The organism is Pseudomonas nitroreducens NBRC 12694 (genome assembly GCF_002091755.1).
GTDB lineage: Bacteria > Pseudomonadota > Gammaproteobacteria > Pseudomonadales > Pseudomonadaceae > Pseudomonas > Pseudomonas nitroreducens.
In genome coordinates, this window is sequence record NZ_BDAI01000002.1 from 672979 (window position 1) to 690406 (window position 17428).

The 17428-nt window shown below is 64.8% G+C and carries 16 protein-coding genes; 13 read left to right on the forward strand and 3 right to left on the reverse strand.

The window, feature by feature from the left end; genetic code table 11:
- Positions 1–36 precede the first annotated feature (36 nt).
- Together PNI01S_RS08915 and PNI01S_RS08920 are read left to right on the forward strand one after the other, a co-directional pair.
- Entirely contained in the window at positions 37–2271 is a 2235-nt protein-coding gene (locus PNI01S_RS08915) for a TonB-dependent siderophore receptor (RefSeq protein WP_084357902.1), read from the forward strand.
- A 15-nt stretch (positions 2272–2286) separates the two neighbouring features.
- Positions 2287–3180: an alpha/beta hydrolase gene (locus PNI01S_RS08920; RefSeq protein ID WP_065085267.1), complete on the forward strand. Its 894-nt coding sequence runs from the start codon at positions 2287–2289 to the stop codon at positions 3178–3180.
- Positions 3181–3220: 40 nt separating this feature from the next.
- On the opposite strand, the gene PNI01S_RS08925 is transcribed toward PNI01S_RS08920, so the two are convergent.
- Positions 3221–4114 (reverse strand): LysR family transcriptional regulator, encoded by an 894-nt coding sequence (locus PNI01S_RS08925; protein WP_084357904.1) that lies wholly within the window; start codon positions 4112–4114, stop codon positions 3221–3223.
- A 99-nt stretch (positions 4115–4213) separates the two neighbouring features.
- On the opposite strand from PNI01S_RS08925, the gene PNI01S_RS08930 reads away from it, so the two are divergent.
- From PNI01S_RS08930 to hydA, 8 genes are all read left to right on the forward strand, one after another.
- On the forward strand, positions 4214–4990 hold the full coding sequence (locus PNI01S_RS08930; RefSeq protein WP_084357905.1) for an NAD(P)H-dependent oxidoreductase: 777 nt from the start codon (positions 4214–4216) through the stop codon (positions 4988–4990).
- Between the two features lie 263 nt (positions 4991–5253).
- On the forward strand, positions 5254–6039 hold the full coding sequence (locus PNI01S_RS08935; RefSeq protein ID WP_084357907.1) for a transporter substrate-binding domain-containing protein: 786 nt from the start codon (positions 5254–5256) through the stop codon (positions 6037–6039).
- Positions 6040–6095: 56 nt separating this feature from the next.
- A complete protein-coding gene (locus PNI01S_RS08940; RefSeq protein WP_084357909.1) occupies positions 6096–6773 on the forward strand; it encodes an amino acid ABC transporter permease in 678 nt (225 codons plus the stop codon).
- Positions 6770–7504, forward strand: a complete 735-nt coding sequence (locus PNI01S_RS08945) for an amino acid ABC transporter ATP-binding protein (RefSeq protein WP_084357911.1) — start codon at positions 6770–6772, stop codon at positions 7502–7504. Before PNI01S_RS08940 ends, PNI01S_RS08945 begins: the two co-directional genes overlap by 4 nt.
- Positions 7505–7535: 31 nt before the next feature.
- On the forward strand, positions 7536–8801 hold the full coding sequence (locus PNI01S_RS08950) for a cysteine desulfurase-like protein (protein WP_256576575.1): 1266 nt from the start codon (positions 7536–7538) through the stop codon (positions 8799–8801).
- A gap of 29 nt (positions 8802–8830) precedes the next feature.
- The gene (locus PNI01S_RS08955; protein WP_084357914.1) at positions 8831–9706 is read left to right on the forward strand and encodes a MurR/RpiR family transcriptional regulator; all 876 of its coding nucleotides are present in this window, start codon (positions 8831–8833) and stop codon (positions 9704–9706) included.
- Between the two features lie 60 nt (positions 9707–9766).
- Complete coding sequence (locus PNI01S_RS08960; RefSeq protein ID WP_084357916.1) at positions 9767–10663, forward strand: allantoinase PuuE; 897 nt, start codon at positions 9767–9769, stop codon at positions 10661–10663.
- Between the two features lie 28 nt (positions 10664–10691).
- Positions 10692–12125 (forward strand): dihydropyrimidinase, encoded by a 1434-nt coding sequence (hydA, locus tag PNI01S_RS08965; protein WP_084357918.1) that lies wholly within the window; start codon positions 10692–10694, stop codon positions 12123–12125.
- 23 nt (positions 12126–12148) lie between these two features.
- Here the strand turns inward: hydA and PNI01S_RS08970 are convergent, their stop codons facing one another.
- A complete protein-coding gene (locus PNI01S_RS08970; RefSeq protein WP_084357920.1) occupies positions 12149–12964 on the reverse strand; it encodes an aminotransferase class IV family protein in 816 nt (271 codons plus the stop codon).
- 123 nt (positions 12965–13087) lie between these two features.
- Between PNI01S_RS08970 and gcvA the strand changes: the two genes are divergently transcribed.
- Both gcvA and PNI01S_RS08980 read left to right on the forward strand, forming a co-directional pair.
- A complete protein-coding gene (gene gcvA / locus PNI01S_RS08975; RefSeq protein WP_037009974.1) occupies positions 13088–14002 on the forward strand; it encodes a transcriptional regulator GcvA in 915 nt (304 codons plus the stop codon).
- Between the two features lie 90 nt (positions 14003–14092).
- Complete coding sequence (locus PNI01S_RS08980) at positions 14093–14434, forward strand: FKBP-type peptidyl-prolyl cis-trans isomerase (protein WP_084357922.1); 342 nt, start codon at positions 14093–14095, stop codon at positions 14432–14434.
- A 3-nt stretch (positions 14435–14437) separates the two neighbouring features.
- Here the strand turns inward: PNI01S_RS08980 and PNI01S_RS08985 are convergent, their stop codons facing one another.
- Positions 14438–16402, reverse strand: coding sequence for a DEAD/DEAH box helicase (locus PNI01S_RS08985; protein WP_084357924.1), 1965 nt, complete (start codon positions 16400–16402; stop codon positions 14438–14440).
- Between the two features lie 166 nt (positions 16403–16568).
- On the opposite strand from PNI01S_RS08985, the gene PNI01S_RS08990 reads away from it, so the two are divergent.
- Positions 16569–17336 carry an ATP-binding cassette domain-containing protein gene (locus PNI01S_RS08990; RefSeq protein ID WP_024766478.1) on the forward strand — a complete coding sequence of 256 codons (768 nt, stop codon included), beginning with the start codon at positions 16569–16571 and terminating at the stop codon, positions 17334–17336.
- Positions 17337–17428 lie beyond the last annotated feature (92 nt).

Sequence of the window (17428 nt, forward strand, 5' to 3'; positions counted from 1 at the left end):
GATCTCTCAGTAATCGTCCTCCTCTGGAGATCACCGATGTCGTCTCGTCCGATGCAGTTCTTTCCGCCCTTCCTGCTGCTTTCCAGCTGCCTGCTGTCCTTCGCCGTACAGGCCGCCAGCGCCGATTCCGATGTCGTCGAGTTCGACAGCGAAACCATCGTCGCCACCGCCGCGGAGGAAGCCAAGCAGATGCCGGGCGTGTCGATCATCACCGCCGAGGACATCAAGAAGCGCCCGCCGGCCAGCGACCTGTCGCAGATCATCCGCACCATGCCGGGCGTCAACCTGACCGGCAACTCCACCAGCGGCCAGCGCGGCAACAACCGCCAGATCGACATCCGCGGCATGGGCCCGGAGAACACCCTGATCCTGGTAGACGGCAAGCCAGTCGCCAGCCGCAATGCCGTGCGCTACGGCTGGCGCGGCGAGCGCGACTCGCGCGGTGACACCAACTGGGTGCCGGCCGACCAGGTGGAGCGCATCGAAGTGCTGCGCGGCCCGGCGGCAGCGCGCTACGGCAATGGCGCGGCGGGCGGCGTGGTGAACATCATCACCAAGCAGGCCGGCAAGGAAACCCACGGCGACGTCACCGTCTACAGCAATTTCCCGCAGCACAAGGACGAAGGCGCCACCCAGCGCATGACCTTCGGCCTTAACGGCCCGCTGACCGACACCCTGAGCTACCGCGTCTACGGCAACGTCGCCAAGACCGACTCGGACGACTGGGACATCAACGCCGGCCACGAATCCAACCGCACCGGCAACCAGGTCGGCACCCTGCCGGCCGGCCGCGAAGGCGTGCGCAACAAGGACGTCAACGGCCTGCTCAGCTGGCACCTGACGCCCGAGCAGACCCTCGACTTCGAGGCCGGCTTCAGCCGCCAGGGCAACATCTACACCGGCGATACCCAGAACACCAACAGCAACGCCAACGTGAAGTCCATGCTCGGTCACGAGACCAACCGCATGTACCGCGAGAACTACTCGATCACCCATCGCGGCGAGTGGGACTTCGGCAGCTCCATGGCCTACCTGCAGTACGAGAAGACCCGCAACAGCCGCATCAATGAAGGCCTGGCCGGCGGCACCGAGGGTATCTTCAGCAACACCGATTTCTACACCGCCACCCTGCGCGACCTCACCGCTCACGGCGAAGTGAACCTGCCGCTGCACGCCTGGCGCGACCAGACCCTGACCCTGGGCAGCGAATGGGTGCAGCAGAAGCTCGACGACCCCAGCGCCAACACCCAGACCACCAGCGAAGGCGGCTCGGTGCCGGGCCTGGCCAGCAGCAACCGTGACACCACCTCGCAGGCACAGATCTTCTCGCTGTTCACCGAGGACAACATCGAACTGTTGCCCGGCACCATGCTGACTCCGGGCCTGCGCTGGGACCACCACAACATCGTCGGCGACAACTTCAGCCCGTCGCTGAACCTGTCCCACGCGCTCACCGACAGCGTCACCCTGAAGGCCGGCATCGCCCGCGCCTACAAGGCGCCGAACCTGTACCAGCTCAACTCCGACTACCTGCTCTACAGCCGCGGCCAGGGCTGCTACGGCCAGAGCACCAGCTGCTACCTGCAGGGCAACGAGGACCTCAAGGCGGAAACCAGCGTCAACAAGGAGCTGGGCATCGAGTTCAACCAGGACGGCCTGATCGCCGGCCTGACCTACTTCCGTAACGACTACAAGAACAAGATCGAGTCGGGCCTGTCGCCCATCGATCAGGCCAGCGGCGGCACCGGCAGCTACGCCAACGCGGCGATCTACCAGTGGGAAAACGTGCCCAAGGCGCTGGTCGAGGGCCTGGAAGGCACCCTGACCATCCCGCTGATGGAGCAGCTGAAGTGGAGCAACAACTTCACCTACATGCTGCAATCGAAGAACAAGGAAACCGGTGACGTGCTCTCGGTGACGCCGAAGTACACCCTGAACTCCATGCTCGACTGGCAAGCCACCGACGCCCTGTCGCTGCAAGCCAGCGTCGCCTGGTACGGCAAGCAGAAGCCGAAGAAGTACGACTACCACGGCGACCGCGTCACCGGCAGCGCCAACAACCAGCTCTCGCCCTACGCCATCGCCGGGCTGAGCGGCACCTACGTGTTCACCAAGAACCTGAGCTTCACCGCCGGGGTGGACAACGTGTTCGACAAGCGCCTGTTCCGCGAGGGCAACGCCCAGGGCGTGAATGGCATCGAGGGTGCCGGCGCGGCCACCTACAACGAACCGGGCCGCACGCTGTACACCAGCCTCACCGCGTCGTTTTGATTAGAGAAAAGCCTGATGAGATTTCGCCTCCTGGCCCTGGCACTGGCATTCGCCGTGCCGGGGCTGGCAGCGCACGCCGCGCCTGCCCCCGACCAGAAAATGGACACGACCCTGCTGCAACGCAGCGACCTGGCCTACCGCTTCAGCGAGCTGAAGCTCGATTCCGCCGATGGCCAGCGTCACTACCAGCTGTGGATTGCCCGGCCGAACCACCCTGCTCCGGCCGCTGGTTATCCAGTGGTGTGGATGCTCGATGGCAACGCCGCCGTCGGCGCACTGGACGAAAAGCTGCTCAACGACCTGAACAACGGCAAGGCGCCATTGCTGGTTGCCGTGGGTTACCAGACGCCCCTGCGCATTGACCGCGCCGGCCGCACCCGCGACTACACCCCGCCGCGCCCGCAACTGGCCGAGCAGAAGGACCCGCTCACCGGCGACCCCAGCGGCGGCGCCGATGCCTTTCTCGACCTGATGCGCGACCGCATGCTCCCGGCGGTGGCCGCCCAGGCGCCCATCGACCGTTCGCAGCAGACGCTCTGGGGCCACTCCTACGGCGGCCTGCTGACACTCCACGCGCTGCTCACGCGCCCGCAGCAGTTCAGCTTCTACGCACCGGCCAGTCCTTCGCTGTGGTGGGGGGATGGCGCCATCCTCCAGGAGCAGGAAGGCTTTGCCCAACGCATGGCCGGGCATTCTGCGCAGCTGCTGCTGATGCGCGGCGGCAAGGAGCCCTTCAAGCCACGCGAGGACATCACCCCCAGCGCGCCGCGCGCCGCCCAGCAACTGGTAGAAAGCGTGGGCAAAGTGCCCAGCATGCAGGCGCGGTTCCACGCCTTCGACGGCATGAGTCATGGGCAAACGCTGGAGGCTTCGCTGCGCTATCTGCTGCAGACGCGGTTTGGGCAGTGACCTGAGGCACCGTGCCAGGTTGTAGGAGCGCCATCGACGCTCAGACTGCCGCGGCAATCTGCTCCCGCAACCACCGGTGCGCCGGGTCGCGGTGCGAGCGTTCGTCCCAGAGCATCGACATCTCGTATCCCGGCACTTCCACCGGCGCCTCCACCACGCGCAGCGCCGGGTTATTGCGCACCAGCCGCGCCGGCACCATGGCCACCAGGTCGCTGCTGGCCAGCGCCGAGATGACGAAGAGGAAATGCGGCACCGACAAGGCCACGCGCCGGCTCAGGCCGACCGCTGCCAGCACTTCGTCGGTCACGCCGCTGAAGCCGCCGCCATCGGGCGACACCATCACATGCTCCAGTTGGCAGAACTGCGCCAGGCTCGGCTTGCGCTTCAACCTCGGGTGCCCGGCACGCCCGGCCAGCACGTAGCGCTCGCTGAACAACGTGCGCCGGCGCATGTTCGGCGGGCTGCCCTCTGTAGTGTGGAACGCCAGGTCGATCTCGCCCTGCTCTGCCTGCCGGGCGATGCGCGGCGGCGACAGCTCCAACAGGGCCAGGCGAGTGGCCGGTGCGCTGCCGCGAATGGCGCTCAGGGCCGGCAACAGGATGGTGGATTCGCCGTAGTCCGTCGCGGCGATGCGCCAGGTGTTGTCCGCCATGGTCGGATCAAAGGGTGCTGATGGCGTCACCGCCTGCTCCAGGGCCTCCAGGGCAATGCGCAGGGGCTCGCGCAGGGACTCTGCCCGCGCCGTCGGGCGCATGCCGCGGGGGCCGGGCAGGAGCAGCGGGTCGTCGAAGATGTCGCGCAGCTTGGCCAGGTGCACGCTGACCGAGGGCTGGGAAAAATTCAGCTGCTCGGCGGCGCGCGTGACGTTGTGCTCGCGCAGCAGCACGTCGAGGGTCACCAGCAGATTCAGATCGAGCCTGCGCAGATTATTCATTGATATACCTGGGATTCCTGATATTCATTTCAACTATACCCCGGCAATCCGCATCCTGCGCCCATCCCCTCCCACCGGATGACTCACAGGAAGGCATTCATGAACGTACTGATCGTCTACGCCCACCCCGAACCACGTTCGCTCAATGGCTCACTGAAGGACTTCGCCGTGCGCCACCTGCAGGACGCTGGCCATGCCGTGCAGGTCTCGGACCTGTACGCGATGAACTGGAAGGCCCCGCTCGACACTTGCGACAACCTCGACCGCGATCCCGAAGCGCGTTTCGACCCCTCGCTGGACTCCAAGCGCGCCTACGCCGCTGGCCGGCAGAGCATCGATATCGCCGCCGAACAGGAAAAGCTGCGCTGGGCCGACACCGTTATCCTGCAGTTCCCGCTCTGGTGGTTCAGCATGCCGGCAATCCTCAAGGGCTGGTTCGAGCGGGTCTACGCCTATGGCTTCGCCTACGGCGTCGGCGAGCACTCCGACGCCCGCTGGGGCGACCGCTATGGCGAAGGCAACCTCGCCGGCAAACGCGCCATGCTGGTGGTCACCACCGGCGGCTGGGAGTCGCACTACAGCCCGCGCGGCATCAACGGCCCGATCGACGACCTGCTCTTCCCGATCCACCACGGCATGCTGTATTACCCCGGCTTCGACGTGCTGCCGCCATACCTGGTCTACCGCACCAGCCGGGTGGATGGCGAGCGCTACAGACAGATCGAACAGGAGCTCGGCGAGCGCCTGGACACGCTCCAGACCGCGGCTCCCATCCCCTTCCGCCGGCAGAATGGCGGCGACTATGAAATCCCGGCGCTGACCTTGCGCGATGAGATCGCCCCGCAGGCGAACGGCTTCGACGCGCACCTGAAGTGAGAGCGCACGGGCACACGGACTGCTTGCAGAACCCTGCTGCATTCAAGTGCAGCCCCGATGGGGGGAGGCTTCCGGGACACGTCCTGCCTGACTCTGAAGTCTTGCGGCGGCTGCCCCGCAAACAGGCACAACGCACCACCATGGAACCATTTAATTCAGAAAAATTACTTATTGAATTATTTGATTTACACGCTTAACCTCGATTGCAGATTCCTTCAGACGGGATCGCAGGCTTCTTCAAAACAAGAACGAGGGGAGCAGCAATGAAAGCAAAGTGTGTAGTGGGTTTCGCCCTGGCGGCAGCCTTCACGACCGGAGCCACCTGTGCCTGGTCCGCTGACTGGACGGTTGGCGCCAACGTCGGCAACGTGCCTTGGGAGTTCCAGGATGCCAAGGGTGAGATCGTCGGTTTCGAAGTGGACGTCGTACGCGAAGCCGCGAAGCGCGCCGGCAAGTCCGTGGAGTTCGTCAACATCCCCTTCAATGGCCTTTTCAGCGCCGTTCAATCACAACGCGCGGACCTGGCCATTTCCTCGATCACCATCACCCCCAAACGCCTGGAGTCGGTTGGATTCGCCCAGCCGTACTACGACAGCGACCAATCCCTGTCGGTGCTCAAGACCTCCTCCATCAAGAGCCTGGACGACCTCCCCGGCAAAGTCGTCGGCGTCGATACAGGTTCCACGGGGGACATGTGGGTCGGCCAGCACAGCGCGCAGTATAAGTTTGGCGATGTATCGCGCTACGAGGGTCTGTCACCGGCCATGCTCGATCTCGCCTCTGGTCGAATCGACGGCTATATCAGCGACATCCCCGCAGTCCTCTACTACATCAAGGACAAGCCGCAGTATGCCGTGGTCGCGCACATCCCTACCGGTGAGCGTTACGCGATCATGCATGCGAAGAACTGGCCGGCCTCCGCGCAGCTCAACGACATCATCAGCACGATGAAGCAGGACGGTTTCATCGCCGACCTGCACAAGAAATGGTTCGGTGCCGATGCGACTGCCGGCTCCAGCACCCTGGAAGTGGTCGACGCGCCTCGCTGAAACCATCCCTGCCATGCGGCGGCAACCAACGGCGCCGCTTCGCTCAGGAAGTCCCGATGGAACTGCTACATACCTTCTTCAACTGGGGCGTCTTCGTCGATGCCCTGCCGGTGATGCTGCGTGGGCTGGGCGTGACGGTCATGCTGGGTATCCTCAGCATTGTGCTAGGCCTGGCCGGCGGCCTGGCTCTGGCGATGATCCGGCTCTACGCGCTCACACCGCTGCGCGCACTGGCGCGGGTCTATATCGATGTGCTGCGTTCAATCCCGCTACTGGTGCTGCTGGTGCTGATCTACTACGCACTGCCCTTCATGGGGATTCGCCTGTCGTCCTTCGCCGCGGCCACTGCAGCCTTGTCCATGGTTTCCTGCGCCTATGCCGCGGAAATCTTCCGCTCGGGCATCGAGGCCATCCCCCGTGGCCAATTCGAGGCCGCTGCATCGCAGGGCATGGGCTTCTTCCACACCATGCGCGACGTGATCCTGCCGCAGGCAATGCGCATCGTCATGCCACCGATGACCAGCAACTGCATCAACGTGATGAAGGACACAGCGCTAGCCTCGGTGGTAGCGATGCCGGACCTGCTCAAGCAGGCGACCCAGGCACAGGCGCTGGCGGCCAACCCGACACCCCTGGTCGGTGCGGCCGTCATGTACCTGCTGCTGCTGTTGCCGCTGGTGCAACTGGTTAGCTGGGTCGAACAGCGCAATCACAGCGGGAGCAAAGCAGCATGAAGCCGATCATCCAGGTCAAGCGCATGTCCAAGCACTATGGGGAGTTCCAGGCGCTGTACGGCATCGACCTCGACGTCGTCGAAGGCGAAGTGGTGGTGATCCTGGGGCCTTCCGGCTCCGGCAAGTCCACCCTGATCCGCTGTATCAACCTGCTGGAGTACTATCAGCAGGGCGACATCCTGGTCGCCGGCGAACGCGTCGAGGCAGGCCCGCGCCTCACGCACATCCGTAGCGAAGTCGGCATGGTGTTCCAGGGGTTCAATCTCTACCCGCACCTGAGCGTACTGGACAACGTGGCATTGGCGCCGATCCGCGTACGGAAGATGTCGCGCCGCGACGCCCACGCCCGCGCCCGTGTGCTGCTGGAGAAGGTCGGCATGGCCAGCCACGCTCACAAATTGCCGGGGCAACTTTCCGGCGGACAGCAACAGCGCGTAGCAATCGCCCGGACCATGGCGATGGAACCGAAGGTCATCCTGTTCGACGAGCCCACCTCTGCACTCGATCCCGAGATGGTCGGCGAGGTACTGGATGTCATGCAGGCGCTGGCCCGCACGGGTGTAACCATGATCGTGGTTACCCACGAGATGGGCTTTGCGCGGCGCGTTGCCGACCGGGTGATCTTCATGGAAAGCGGGCGCATCGTCGAAGAGAACGAGCCCGAAGCGTTCTTCACCCAGCCCCGTGAGCCGCGAACCCAAGCCTTCCTGCAAGCCATTCTGCACCACTGAAGCTTGCATCACCGAACAATGGAGCACCGATGTGAATCTGCCTTCTGCCCCTCGTCATAACGCGCTCGACATGGATTACGTGCGCGCCCAGTTCCCCATGTTGGCCGATGGTTTCGCCTATCTCGACAACGCCGGTGGTTCGGCCGTGCTCGGCCGCGTGGCCGACCGGGTGCGAGACTACCTGCTCAATAACAGCGTGCAACTGGGTGCCTCCTACAGTGGCTCGGCGCTGGCTGGCGAGCGGGTCCTGGAAGCACGCCGGGCCATCGCGCAACTGATAAACGCTCGTCATCACGAAGAAGTGATCATGGGTGGCTCGACCACCCATCTGCTGCAGATTCTCTGCCGCGCACTGGCCCCGAGCATCGGGCCAGGCGACGAAATCATCGTCACCAACAGCGACCACGAAGCCAACATCGGCCCCTGGGTGCGACTGGCCGAGGAGCGCGGCGCAACACTGAAGTTCTGGAGCGTGGACAGCGCCAGCCAGGAGTTGGAACTGGCCGACCTGGACCGCCTGCTCAGCCCGCGTACCCGCTACGTCAGCATGACCCATGCGTCGAATATCCTGGGTAGCGTCAATCCGGTAGCCGAGGTCGCGCGACGTGTCCATGCGGTCGGCGGAAAGCTGTGTGTCGACGCCGTCGCCTATGCGCCGCACCGTCTGGTGGATGTCCAGGCCAGCGCGGCGGACTACTACGTCTTCAGCTTCTACAAGGTGTTCGGCCCTCATTTCGCTGTGCTCTGGGGCCAGCGGGACGCATTGCTCGAGTTGCCGAGCCTAAATCACTTCTTCATCGGCCGTGAGGTGCTGCCCTACAAGCTGCAACCGGGCAACCTCAACTACGAGCTGTCGTTCGGCTGTGCCGGCATCAACGACTATCTGCTGGATATCGGTGCTCGGCTCGGCACCCAGGGCAGCCCCCGGCAGATCATGCAGGCGGCCTTCGACGCGTTCGAGCAGCAGGAGGACCTGCTGGCCGAGCGCCTGCTGCAGTTCCTCCGCGAAAAGCCTGGGGTGCGTATTATCGGCAAGGCGCAGGTGAAAGACCGCGGGCGCGTACCTACCATCAGTTTCGTTGCCGACGGCCTATCCTCGGAAAGCATCGTGCGCGCCATCGACGAGCACCGCATCGGCATCCGCTTCGGCGACTTCTACGCCCGTCGCCTGATTGAACATCTCGGGCTGACGCAGCATGGCGGAGTGGTGCGGGTTTCCATTGCCCACTACAACACCGTCGAGGAGATCGACCGACTGGTCGACCATCTCGACTGCGCGCTCGATCGCCTGCGCTGATCGACGTCCTCCACCTGACCGAGCCTCTTATGTCTGCCCCGAAGAATCTCACGGAACTGCGTGCCGCCATCGTCGCCCAGCAGGCCGACCTCACCCAGCGCATGCGCGACGCCGCACGCTACCTGACCGACCATCCCCATGACGTTGCGCTCAATACCGTTGCGGCGCTCAGCGATCAGTCGGGGATTGCGTCGACGGCCTTCATCCGCCTGGCCAAGGCGCTGGGATTCAATGGCTTCAGCGAGCTGCAGAAGCTCTTCAAGGAGCCTTTGCAGCAAGCTGGCCAAGGCAGCTTCAGCGAGCGCATTCGCCACCACAAGGGCGAACAGTTGCTGGAGGATCCAACCGATGTCGGCGGCATCCTGCGCGAGTTCAGTCGCGCCAATATCGTCTCGCTCGAACACCTGGCCGAAGGCACGCAGCAAGCCGCCATCGAAGAGGCTATCGAGCTGCTGCAAAGCTCTCGCACCGCCTTCGTGATCGGGATGCGCCGCTCCCTTCCGGTAGCCAGCTATCTGAGCTATGCGATCAGCCGCGGTGGCCGTCCATCGGTGCATATCGGCGGTTTCGGCGGAACGCTGCGCGAACAGGTCGCCGCGATTCGAAGCGACGACGTGCTGGTGGCGGTCAGCTTCCCACCCTATGCCAGCGACACCGTCGAGGCCTGCCAGCAGGCCCTTGCCGCCGGTGCCAGGGTATTGGCAATCACTGACAGCCTGCTCAGCCCGATCGCCCAGGGAGCTTGCGTGCTGATTGAAGTCAGCGATGCCGAACTGCTCGGCTTCCGCTCACTGACTGCGTCGTTCTGCGTGGCGCAGACACTGGCGATGGGCCTGGCCTTTAGGGACCGCCAGGCTCCGGACGGCAGTATCGATCATCAGGTACTCGAAGACATCGACTGCTGACCCCCCTTTTTCTCACTTTTCACGGTGCGGCCCTGTGGCCGCTGCCAGGAGTAACTCTGGATGAGCAACCCTGCCCGCAATCTTGTCGGCTATGGCCGCCAGCGCCCCACCGGGCGCTGGCCGAACGGCGCGCGCCTAGCGATCAGCCTGGTGATCAACTACGAAGAGGGCTCCGAGCGTTCCCTGGCCATGGGCGACCCGGACCAGGAGTCGATGACCGAATGGGGCAGCTATCAGTGCCCGCCCGGCGTGCGCAACCTTGCCATGGAGTCGATGTACGAATACGGCTCGCGGGTGGGCATCTGGCGCATCCTGGATATCCTGCAGGCGGCCGACGTACCTGCCACGTTTCACGCCTGTGCCCTCGCCTTCGAGCAGAACCCCGACGTCGCTCGCGCCGCCGTCGAGCTCGGCCACGAAATATGCAGCCACGGGTATCGCTGGGAAGAAGTCTTCCGCCTGAGCGAAGCCCAGGAGCGTGAACACATCCGCCTGGCCATCGAGTCATTCGAGCGTACCTGCGGCAAGCGCCCAGTGGGTTGGTACTGCCGCTATGGCGCCAGTGTGCATACCCGTCGCCTGGTCGCCGAAGAAGGCGGGTTCCTCTATGACTCGGACGCCTACAACGACGATGTGCCGTACTTCGTCGAAGTCGAGGGAAAACGTCACCTCGTGGTGCCCTACACCTCGGACGTCAACGATTTCCGTTACTGGAACACGCCGGGACTGAATCAGGCCTCCGACTTCTTCGAATACATGAAGGAAAGCTTCGATGTGCTCTACGAGGAATCGGCTCAGGGACTGCGCATGCTCTCCATCGGCTTGCATCCACGCATGGTCGGCCGCCCGGGCCGGGTAATGGCGATCAAGCGTTTCATCGAGTACGCACAACAGCACAGCGACGTCTGGTTCACCACCCGCGAGCAGATCGCCCGCGCCTGGCTGGAGCGCTCCTGACATGCCCGGCTCCGGCGCTGGAAGCGCGATGGCATTCGACCTGGTCATCCGCAACGCACGGGCGGTGACCGCCGCCGACGAGTTCTTCTGCGACATCGCCGTGCGCGACGGCAGCATCGTCGCGCTCGGCCTGGAGCTGCCCGCAGGGACAGCCGAGATCGACGCCGCCGGGCGCTACGTGACGCCCGGCGGTATCGACAGCCATGTGCATTTCGACCAGCCCACCGGCGACGGCTCGCGAATGGCCGACGACTTTCTCAGTGGCACGCGTTCGGCAGCCTGTGGCGGCACCACCTGCGTGATCCCCTTCGCCTGCCAGCAGAAGGGCCAGTCGTTGCGAGCCGCGGTGGAGGACTACCACCACCGCGCCAACGGAAAGGCAGTTATCGACTACGCCTTCCACCTGATCGTGACCGATCCCACGCCAACGGTGCTGCGCGATGAGTTACCCACGCTGATCGAAGAAGGCTACAGCTCTTTCAAGATCTACATGACCTATGACGCGCTCAAGCTCGACGACCGACAGATTCTCGAGACCCTCAGCGTCGCGCGTGAGCACGGCGCAATGGTCATGCTGCATGCTGAAAACAGCGACTGCATCGGCTGGCTGACCGAGCGCCTGCTTGCGGCCGGACGCACGGCGCCTCGCTACCATGCGACTTCGCGGCCGATGCTGGTGGAGCGCGAAGCCACGCACCGTGCCATCGCGCTGGCTGAACTGGTGGACGTTCCCATCCTCATCGTCCACGTCTCCGGACGCGAAGCCATCGAGCAGATTCGCTGGGCGCAGGGCCAGGGCCTGCGGGTGTATGCCGAGACCTGCCCACAGTATCTGTTCCTCACCGCCAAAGCGCTGGGCTGCGACGACAGCTTCGAAGGGGCCAGATGCATCTGCAGCCCGCCACCGCGCGATGCGGCGAACCAGTCGGTGATCTGGACAGCTTTGCAGAATGGCACTTTCGAGGTGTTCTCCTCCGATCATGCGCCCTTCTGCTACGACGGCCCGGACGGCAAGCGAGCCCACGGCGAGGACGTCTCGTTCGAACGCATCGCCAACGGCATTCCCGGCGTGGAAACGCGCATGCCGCTGCTCTGGTCCGAAGGTGTCCTGACAGGTCGCATCACTGCGCAGCAGTTCGTTGCCCTGACCTCCAGCAATGCGGCGCAGCTCTATGGGCTTGCGCCACGCAAGGGCACTATCGCCGTGGGTGCCGACGCCGACCTGGTGATCTGGAACGACGGCCTGGACCTGCGCCTGGACAATCGGATGCTGCACCACAACGTCGACTACACGCCTTATGAAGGCATGCCCCTGAGGGCCTGGCCGGCACTCACACTCTCGCGCGGCGAAGTGGTCTATGACGGCGAGCCACGCCTGGAACCAGGACGCGGCCGGTTCCTGTGCTGCGACCGGCCAGCGCCGGCACGGCATCGCCAACGCAGCGACCCGCTGCCCCTCTGAAGCTAATTTCGCCGCGAGGCTCCTCATGGCTGAACACGCGGCTCTGCCTCGAAGGCGCTGCGCAGCAACTCGACGAACTCCGGCGCCGGCGGGATCTCAACATCACCGATGCGGCTCACCGGTACCGCCGGCGTCCAGGAGTTCATCACCACGGCACCGGTCAGGCGCGGCAGGTTCTGCTGGTCGATGGCGCGGGTGACCTGGCGCACGCCCTGCCGTTCCAGTTGCCGCTGGAGAATGCCCATGGTGGTGCCGGTAAGCATTTTCGCCCGCGGCCAGACCACGGTTTCACCGTCCCAGAACGCCAGATTCCAGATGGTCGCTTCGCTGAAGCGCCCGCGATGGTCGGTGAACACCGCATCGTCGAAGCCGGCGACCACCGCTTCGCGCAGATACCAGGTCTTGGCGATCTCGCCAACGTGCTTGATCTCCGGCAGCACCCGTTCGTGCCCGGCAATAGCGAGCGCCAGCGGTCCCTGCAGGCCATCCGAAGGCGGCGCGGTGCGCACCAGCAGCTCGGGGCGATGCTCAGGGCCGGCAACGGTGAACTCCCCGGCGGGCGAGTAGACCGTCGCCATCAGGGATACGTCTGCTGGCGCCTGCTCCAGTGCGGTACGCAAGGCGGCACGAATCTCCTCATCGGAGTGGCTCTGGCCGAACAGCCGCTGCGAAGCGTTGCGCAGGCGCTCCAGGTGCAGGTCCAGGCCGCGAATGCCGCCGCCACGAACCTGCATGGCGGTGAAATGCGCATAGCCGGCGAAAGCCAGGGGCGCGAGGTCGTCGGCGCTGGCCGGCTGGGCATTGCGCTGGGTGATGTAGGGATGGATGGCGGCTGACATGGCGTGGCTTCCTCTGCTCGGTTATCTTCAAATTAAACATCAGGTGAGATCACTATCGGCCTTTGACGAAGCCAGGAGAAACGAGTATTTCTCGACGGATCATCAAGCAGGATTTGAAGATCGATGAGTCGCCCCTTTCCCGGTATCCGCAGCCTGCGCACCTTCGAGGCGGCTGGCCGTCACCTCAACTTCACCCGCGCGGCGGAAGAAGTCGGCCTGACGCCGGCCGCGGTCAGCCACCAGATCAAGGAGCTGGAAGACCAGCTCGGCCTCGGCCTCTTCGTGCGTACCAGTCGCAGCATCCAGCTGACCCCGGCGGGCGCGTTGCTGCTCGAAGCGGCAGTCGAGTCCCTCGGTCTGCTGCACCGCGCCACCGTGCGTGCCCGACGGCTGGCGCGGACGTCGGAACAACTACGGGTCTCGTTGACAGCCCGGTTCGCCACGCACTGGCTGCTGCCGCGCCTGCCGAAATTCCGCGCACTGCATCCGGGGTTGAAGCTCAGTTTCGACGTCAGCGACGAGTTGCGGGATTTCGCCGTCGACGACATCGATCTGGCCATCCGCTTCGGCAGCGGACACTACCCCGGCCTGGTCGCGGAGCGCCTGTTCGATACCCAGATAGTGCCGGTGTGCTGCCCGAGCCTGCTCAGCGAAGGCCCACCCTTGCGCGAGCCGCGCGACCTGCAGGCCCATACCTTGTGCCATGTGGTGTGCGAGACCGAAGGCGCCGCCTGGCCGGACTGGTCGCGCTGGATGGCGGCAGCCGGCGTGGAAGACTTCGACGCCGGCAACTGCGTGACCTTCGAGGACACCAGCCACGTGGTGCAGGCCGTGCTGGAAGGCGGCGCGGTCGGGCTGGCCGATCAGGCCATGGTTGCCCGCGAACTGGAGCAGGGCCTGCTGGTGCAACCGTTCGAGCTGGGCGTGCGCGTCGCTGAGGATTACGCCTACAACCTGGTGTATCCGCAGCCGAGCACGGACGACCCGCGCGTCAAAGCCTTCCGCGAATGGATTCTCGGGGAAATGGCCAGCGGCTGATCCTGGCGGTCCGCTTGCCAAGGCCGGATTTTCCTGCGAAAACGCACGCCCTCGCGGCGCTGACGCCGCACCGCATCACTGGAGAACGCCATGAGCAACGAACTGCAGATCGAAGATATCGTCGTCGGTGACGGCAAGGCTGTGGTCAAGGGCGCCCTGATCACCACCCAGTACAAGGGCACCCTGGAAGATGGCACCGTCTTCGATTCGTCCTACGAGAAGGGCCGCCCCTTCCAGTGCGTGATCGGCACCGGCCGGGTGATCAAGGGCTGGGACCAGGGCCTGATGGGCATGAAGGTCGGCGGCAAGCGCAAGCTCTTCGTCCCGGCGCACCTGGCCTACGGCGAGCGGCAGGTCGGCGCGCACATCCAGCCCAACTCCAACCTGCTGTTCGAGATCGAACTGCTGGAAGTCCTTACCCGCGACGATTGATCTTCAGGCGGGCGCGGCTTCTACATTGCGCCGCATGGCCAGGATCGCCGTCGGTCCCTGCGCCTTGCGGGTGAACCAGAACACCCGGCTCACGCCGCGGGTGATCGCCACGTAGGCCAGGCGCAGTTGCTCGTCCTGCCGGGCCTGGTCATAGCTGCTGGCGAAGAAGCCCGAAGCCGCGTACAGCGCGCTACGCAGCGGATGTTTTTCCGGTGGCGCGCAGTCGTCGACGATGATCGCCACTTCCGCCTGCAGGCCCTTGGCGCGGTGGATGGTCATGCCCTTCACCGGCAGCTTGCGGTCCAGCTCGCCGAGGATCGTTTGCAGGGTTTCATTGCGCCGGCTGAGCAGCAGCACGGCGGTCTTCTCCCGCGATCCTCGTGCGGCAACGTGCTCGCACTGCTTGCGGATCTCCTCCAGCAGGATTGGCAAGCTGCTGCGCGCATCGAAGCGCTGCACCAGCTTCACCCCATGATCACCCGCCTCCGCCGACTTGAACGCGCGGCAGGTCTTGGCCTGCTTGTTGGCCACGCCCACCAGCACCCGCTCGCCGTCGCGGATCACCGGGTCGATGCTGCGGTAGTTGGTTTCCAGCAGCAGCACGCGGCTCTTGCGCCGGCCCTTGCTGGGGAAGTGGCGATCGAAGTCCATGAACAGCTCCGGCGAGCTGCCACGCCAGGCATAGATGGACTGCCAGTCGTCACCGATGGCCATCAGACTGACGGCTTCGCCGCGCTTGGCGAGGTCGCGATGCAGATCCTGCAGCCACTGCACGATCTGCGGCGAGACGTCCTGGAACTCGTCGATCAGCAGGTGCTGGAACGGCGCCAGGGCTGCGGCCGGCAGCTTGCCGTCGCCGAGCTGGTCGGTGAGGCGCTGGAAGGCCAGGTTGAAGGTCAGCAGGCCCTGTTCCTGCAGCGCGTTTTCGAAGGCCACCCAGAACAGTTGCAGCGCCTCGACGAACTGCCGTTCGCGCGCCGGACAGCCGAGCTTCTTCGGCTGCAGCTGGGCGATGCGCAGGCCGATGCTCTCGATGAACCCGGCCTGGGCATAGAAGGCTTCGAACAGTGGCAGCGCGGTGAACTCTCCAGATAACTTGAAGGCATTCAATGGCGCCTTGCCGATGCGCGGCGGCTTGCCATCCTCGCCGGCTTCAGGCGGTGGCGGCAGTTCCAGCAGCTGATGTGCCAGGACACGGAATTCGTGCTGGTCGGCATAGCACTGCTGGTAGACCTGCTTGAGCAGCCGCTGTTGCGCCGGGCGCAGGCGTCCCGCCAGCAAGGGGTTGTCCAGTTCGTCTGCCGGAGTGCGCTCGTCCAGTTGCTCGAACCAGCGAGGATTCTTCAGCGCGACTTTCGCCAGCGTGCCCATGGCCGAATGGAAGGTACGCACACACTGACGCGCCTGGGCAGCGTCGAAGGGATGGCCCCAGTAGCCGAGCACGTTCACCAGTTGCTCGCGCAGCTGGGCGCAGGAGGCGTTGGTGAAGGAAATCACCGTCACTCGCTCGGCCTCGATGCCCAGGTGGCACAGCATGTAGACGACGCGCAGGACCAGCGTCGTCGACTTGCCGGAACCGGCGCCGGCGAAGATGCGGGTCAGCGGTTCGGGCGCGAGGATCATCGCCCACTGTTCGTCCGAAGGCTGGCTGATCACGCCGTGGGCGGCAGCCTGGGCCACTCGCTGGCGCATGTCCAGGGCGAGCTGTTCATCGGGCGCCTTGGCGGTGCCGTAGATACCGGCTGCGGCCGGAGTTCGCGGGCGCCTGGGCGCGGGCCCCTCGCCATCCTTCTTGGTTTTCGCCGCGCGCTTGGCAGGTGCCTTGGCTTTGCCCTTGGTCTTGCCACGTCCACGGGGCTGCGGCTGCGCCGCTTCGCGTTCGGCGCGCAGGTATTCGGTGGTGCGGGGGAAATAACGCGCCAGGGCCTCGGCGAGCAGGCGTTTGTAGCGTTCGACAGCAGACTCCATGGGCCCTACCAGATCAATTACAGCGTTGAATCATAAGCGCTTTCGGACAGTGACAGGCAAGTGATCGGGCGGTTCCGCAAGGTCTTGGAAAATTGATAAGCATTAGCGATTGGATTAGAGTCGGGCTCCCGCTTTTTCCGGCCTTGCCGCCCTGATGGATGACCCCATGTTCGAACTGGAAAATGTCAGTTTCAGCGTCCCCGGTCGCACCCTTCTGCAACCGCTGAGCCTGCAACTGGCCGACGGCAACATGATCGGCCTGATCGGCCACAACGGTTCGGGCAAGTCCACACTGCTCAAGCTGCTGGCCCGCCAGCAGCAGGCCAGCAGCGGCAGCATCCGCCTGGACGGCAAGCCGCTGCAGGACTGGGGCAACCGCGACTTCGCGCGGCAGGTCGCCTACCTGCCGCAACAGCTGCCGCAGACCGACGGCCTGACCGTGCGCGAACTGGTCGCCTTCGGCCGGTACCCGTGGCATGGCGCGCTGGGCCGCGTGACCGGCGAAGACCGCAAGCAGATCGACCGCGCGCTGGAGCTGACCGACACCCAGGCCTTCGCCGACCGCCCGGTGGACCTGCTTTCCGGCGGTGAACGCCAACGCGTCTGGCTGGCCATGCTGCTGGCGCAGAACAGCCGCTACCTGCTGCTGGACGAACCGACGTCGGCGCTGGATATCGCCCACCAGGTCGAAGTGCTCTCCCGCGTCCACGAACTGAGCCGCGAGCTGGGCCTGGGCGTGCTGGTGGTGCTGCACGACATCAACATGGCGGCGCGTTACTGCGACCACCTGATCGCCCTGCATGGCGGCCGCCTGCTGGCCCAGGGCTCGCCCGCCGAACTGATGCGCGGGGACACGCTGGAAGACATCTACGGCATTCCCATGGGGGTGCTGAGCAATCCGGTGGATGGCTCGCCGATCAGTTATCTGCGTTAAGCCCCTATTGGGGGCGAACCGCCCCCTGCCAGCCTCCCCGGCGAGCGTATCTGCCGCGATACCCATGCTGCGGGGGCGTGGATATCGATGGG

Excerpts from the sequence above, each read along its gene's own strand:
- PNI01S_RS08915 (WP_084357902.1), top strand. The coding sequence starts at position 37 with ATGTCGTCTCGTCCGATGCAGTTCTTTCCGCCCTTCCTGCTGCTTTCC.
- PNI01S_RS08920 (WP_065085267.1), top strand. The coding sequence starts at position 2,287 with ATGAGATTTCGCCTCCTGGCCCTGGCACTGGCATTCGCCGTGCCGGGG.
- PNI01S_RS08925 (WP_084357904.1), bottom strand. The coding sequence starts at position 4,114 with ATGAATAATCTGCGCAGGCTCGATCTGAATCTGCTGGTGACCCTCGAC.
- PNI01S_RS08930 (WP_084357905.1), top strand. The coding sequence starts at position 4,214 with ATGAACGTACTGATCGTCTACGCCCACCCCGAACCACGTTCGCTCAAT.
- PNI01S_RS08935 (WP_084357907.1), top strand. The coding sequence starts at position 5,254 with ATGAAAGCAAAGTGTGTAGTGGGTTTCGCCCTGGCGGCAGCCTTCACG.
- PNI01S_RS08940 (WP_084357909.1), top strand. The coding sequence starts at position 6,096 with ATGGAACTGCTACATACCTTCTTCAACTGGGGCGTCTTCGTCGATGCC.
- PNI01S_RS08945 (WP_084357911.1), top strand. The coding sequence starts at position 6,770 with ATGAAGCCGATCATCCAGGTCAAGCGCATGTCCAAGCACTATGGGGAG.
- PNI01S_RS08955 (WP_084357914.1), top strand. The coding sequence starts at position 8,831 with ATGTCTGCCCCGAAGAATCTCACGGAACTGCGTGCCGCCATCGTCGCC.
- PNI01S_RS08960 (WP_084357916.1), top strand. The coding sequence starts at position 9,767 with ATGAGCAACCCTGCCCGCAATCTTGTCGGCTATGGCCGCCAGCGCCCC.
- hydA (WP_084357918.1), top strand. The coding sequence starts at position 10,692 with ATGGCATTCGACCTGGTCATCCGCAACGCACGGGCGGTGACCGCCGCC.
- PNI01S_RS08970 (WP_084357920.1), bottom strand. The coding sequence starts at position 12,964 with ATGTCAGCCGCCATCCATCCCTACATCACCCAGCGCAATGCCCAGCCG.
- gcvA (WP_037009974.1), top strand. The coding sequence starts at position 13,088 with ATGAGTCGCCCCTTTCCCGGTATCCGCAGCCTGCGCACCTTCGAGGCG.
- PNI01S_RS08980 (WP_084357922.1), top strand. The coding sequence starts at position 14,093 with ATGAGCAACGAACTGCAGATCGAAGATATCGTCGTCGGTGACGGCAAG.
- PNI01S_RS08985 (WP_084357924.1), bottom strand. The coding sequence starts at position 16,402 with ATGGAGTCTGCTGTCGAACGCTACAAACGCCTGCTCGCCGAGGCCCTG.
- PNI01S_RS08990 (WP_024766478.1), top strand. The coding sequence starts at position 16,569 with ATGTTCGAACTGGAAAATGTCAGTTTCAGCGTCCCCGGTCGCACCCTT.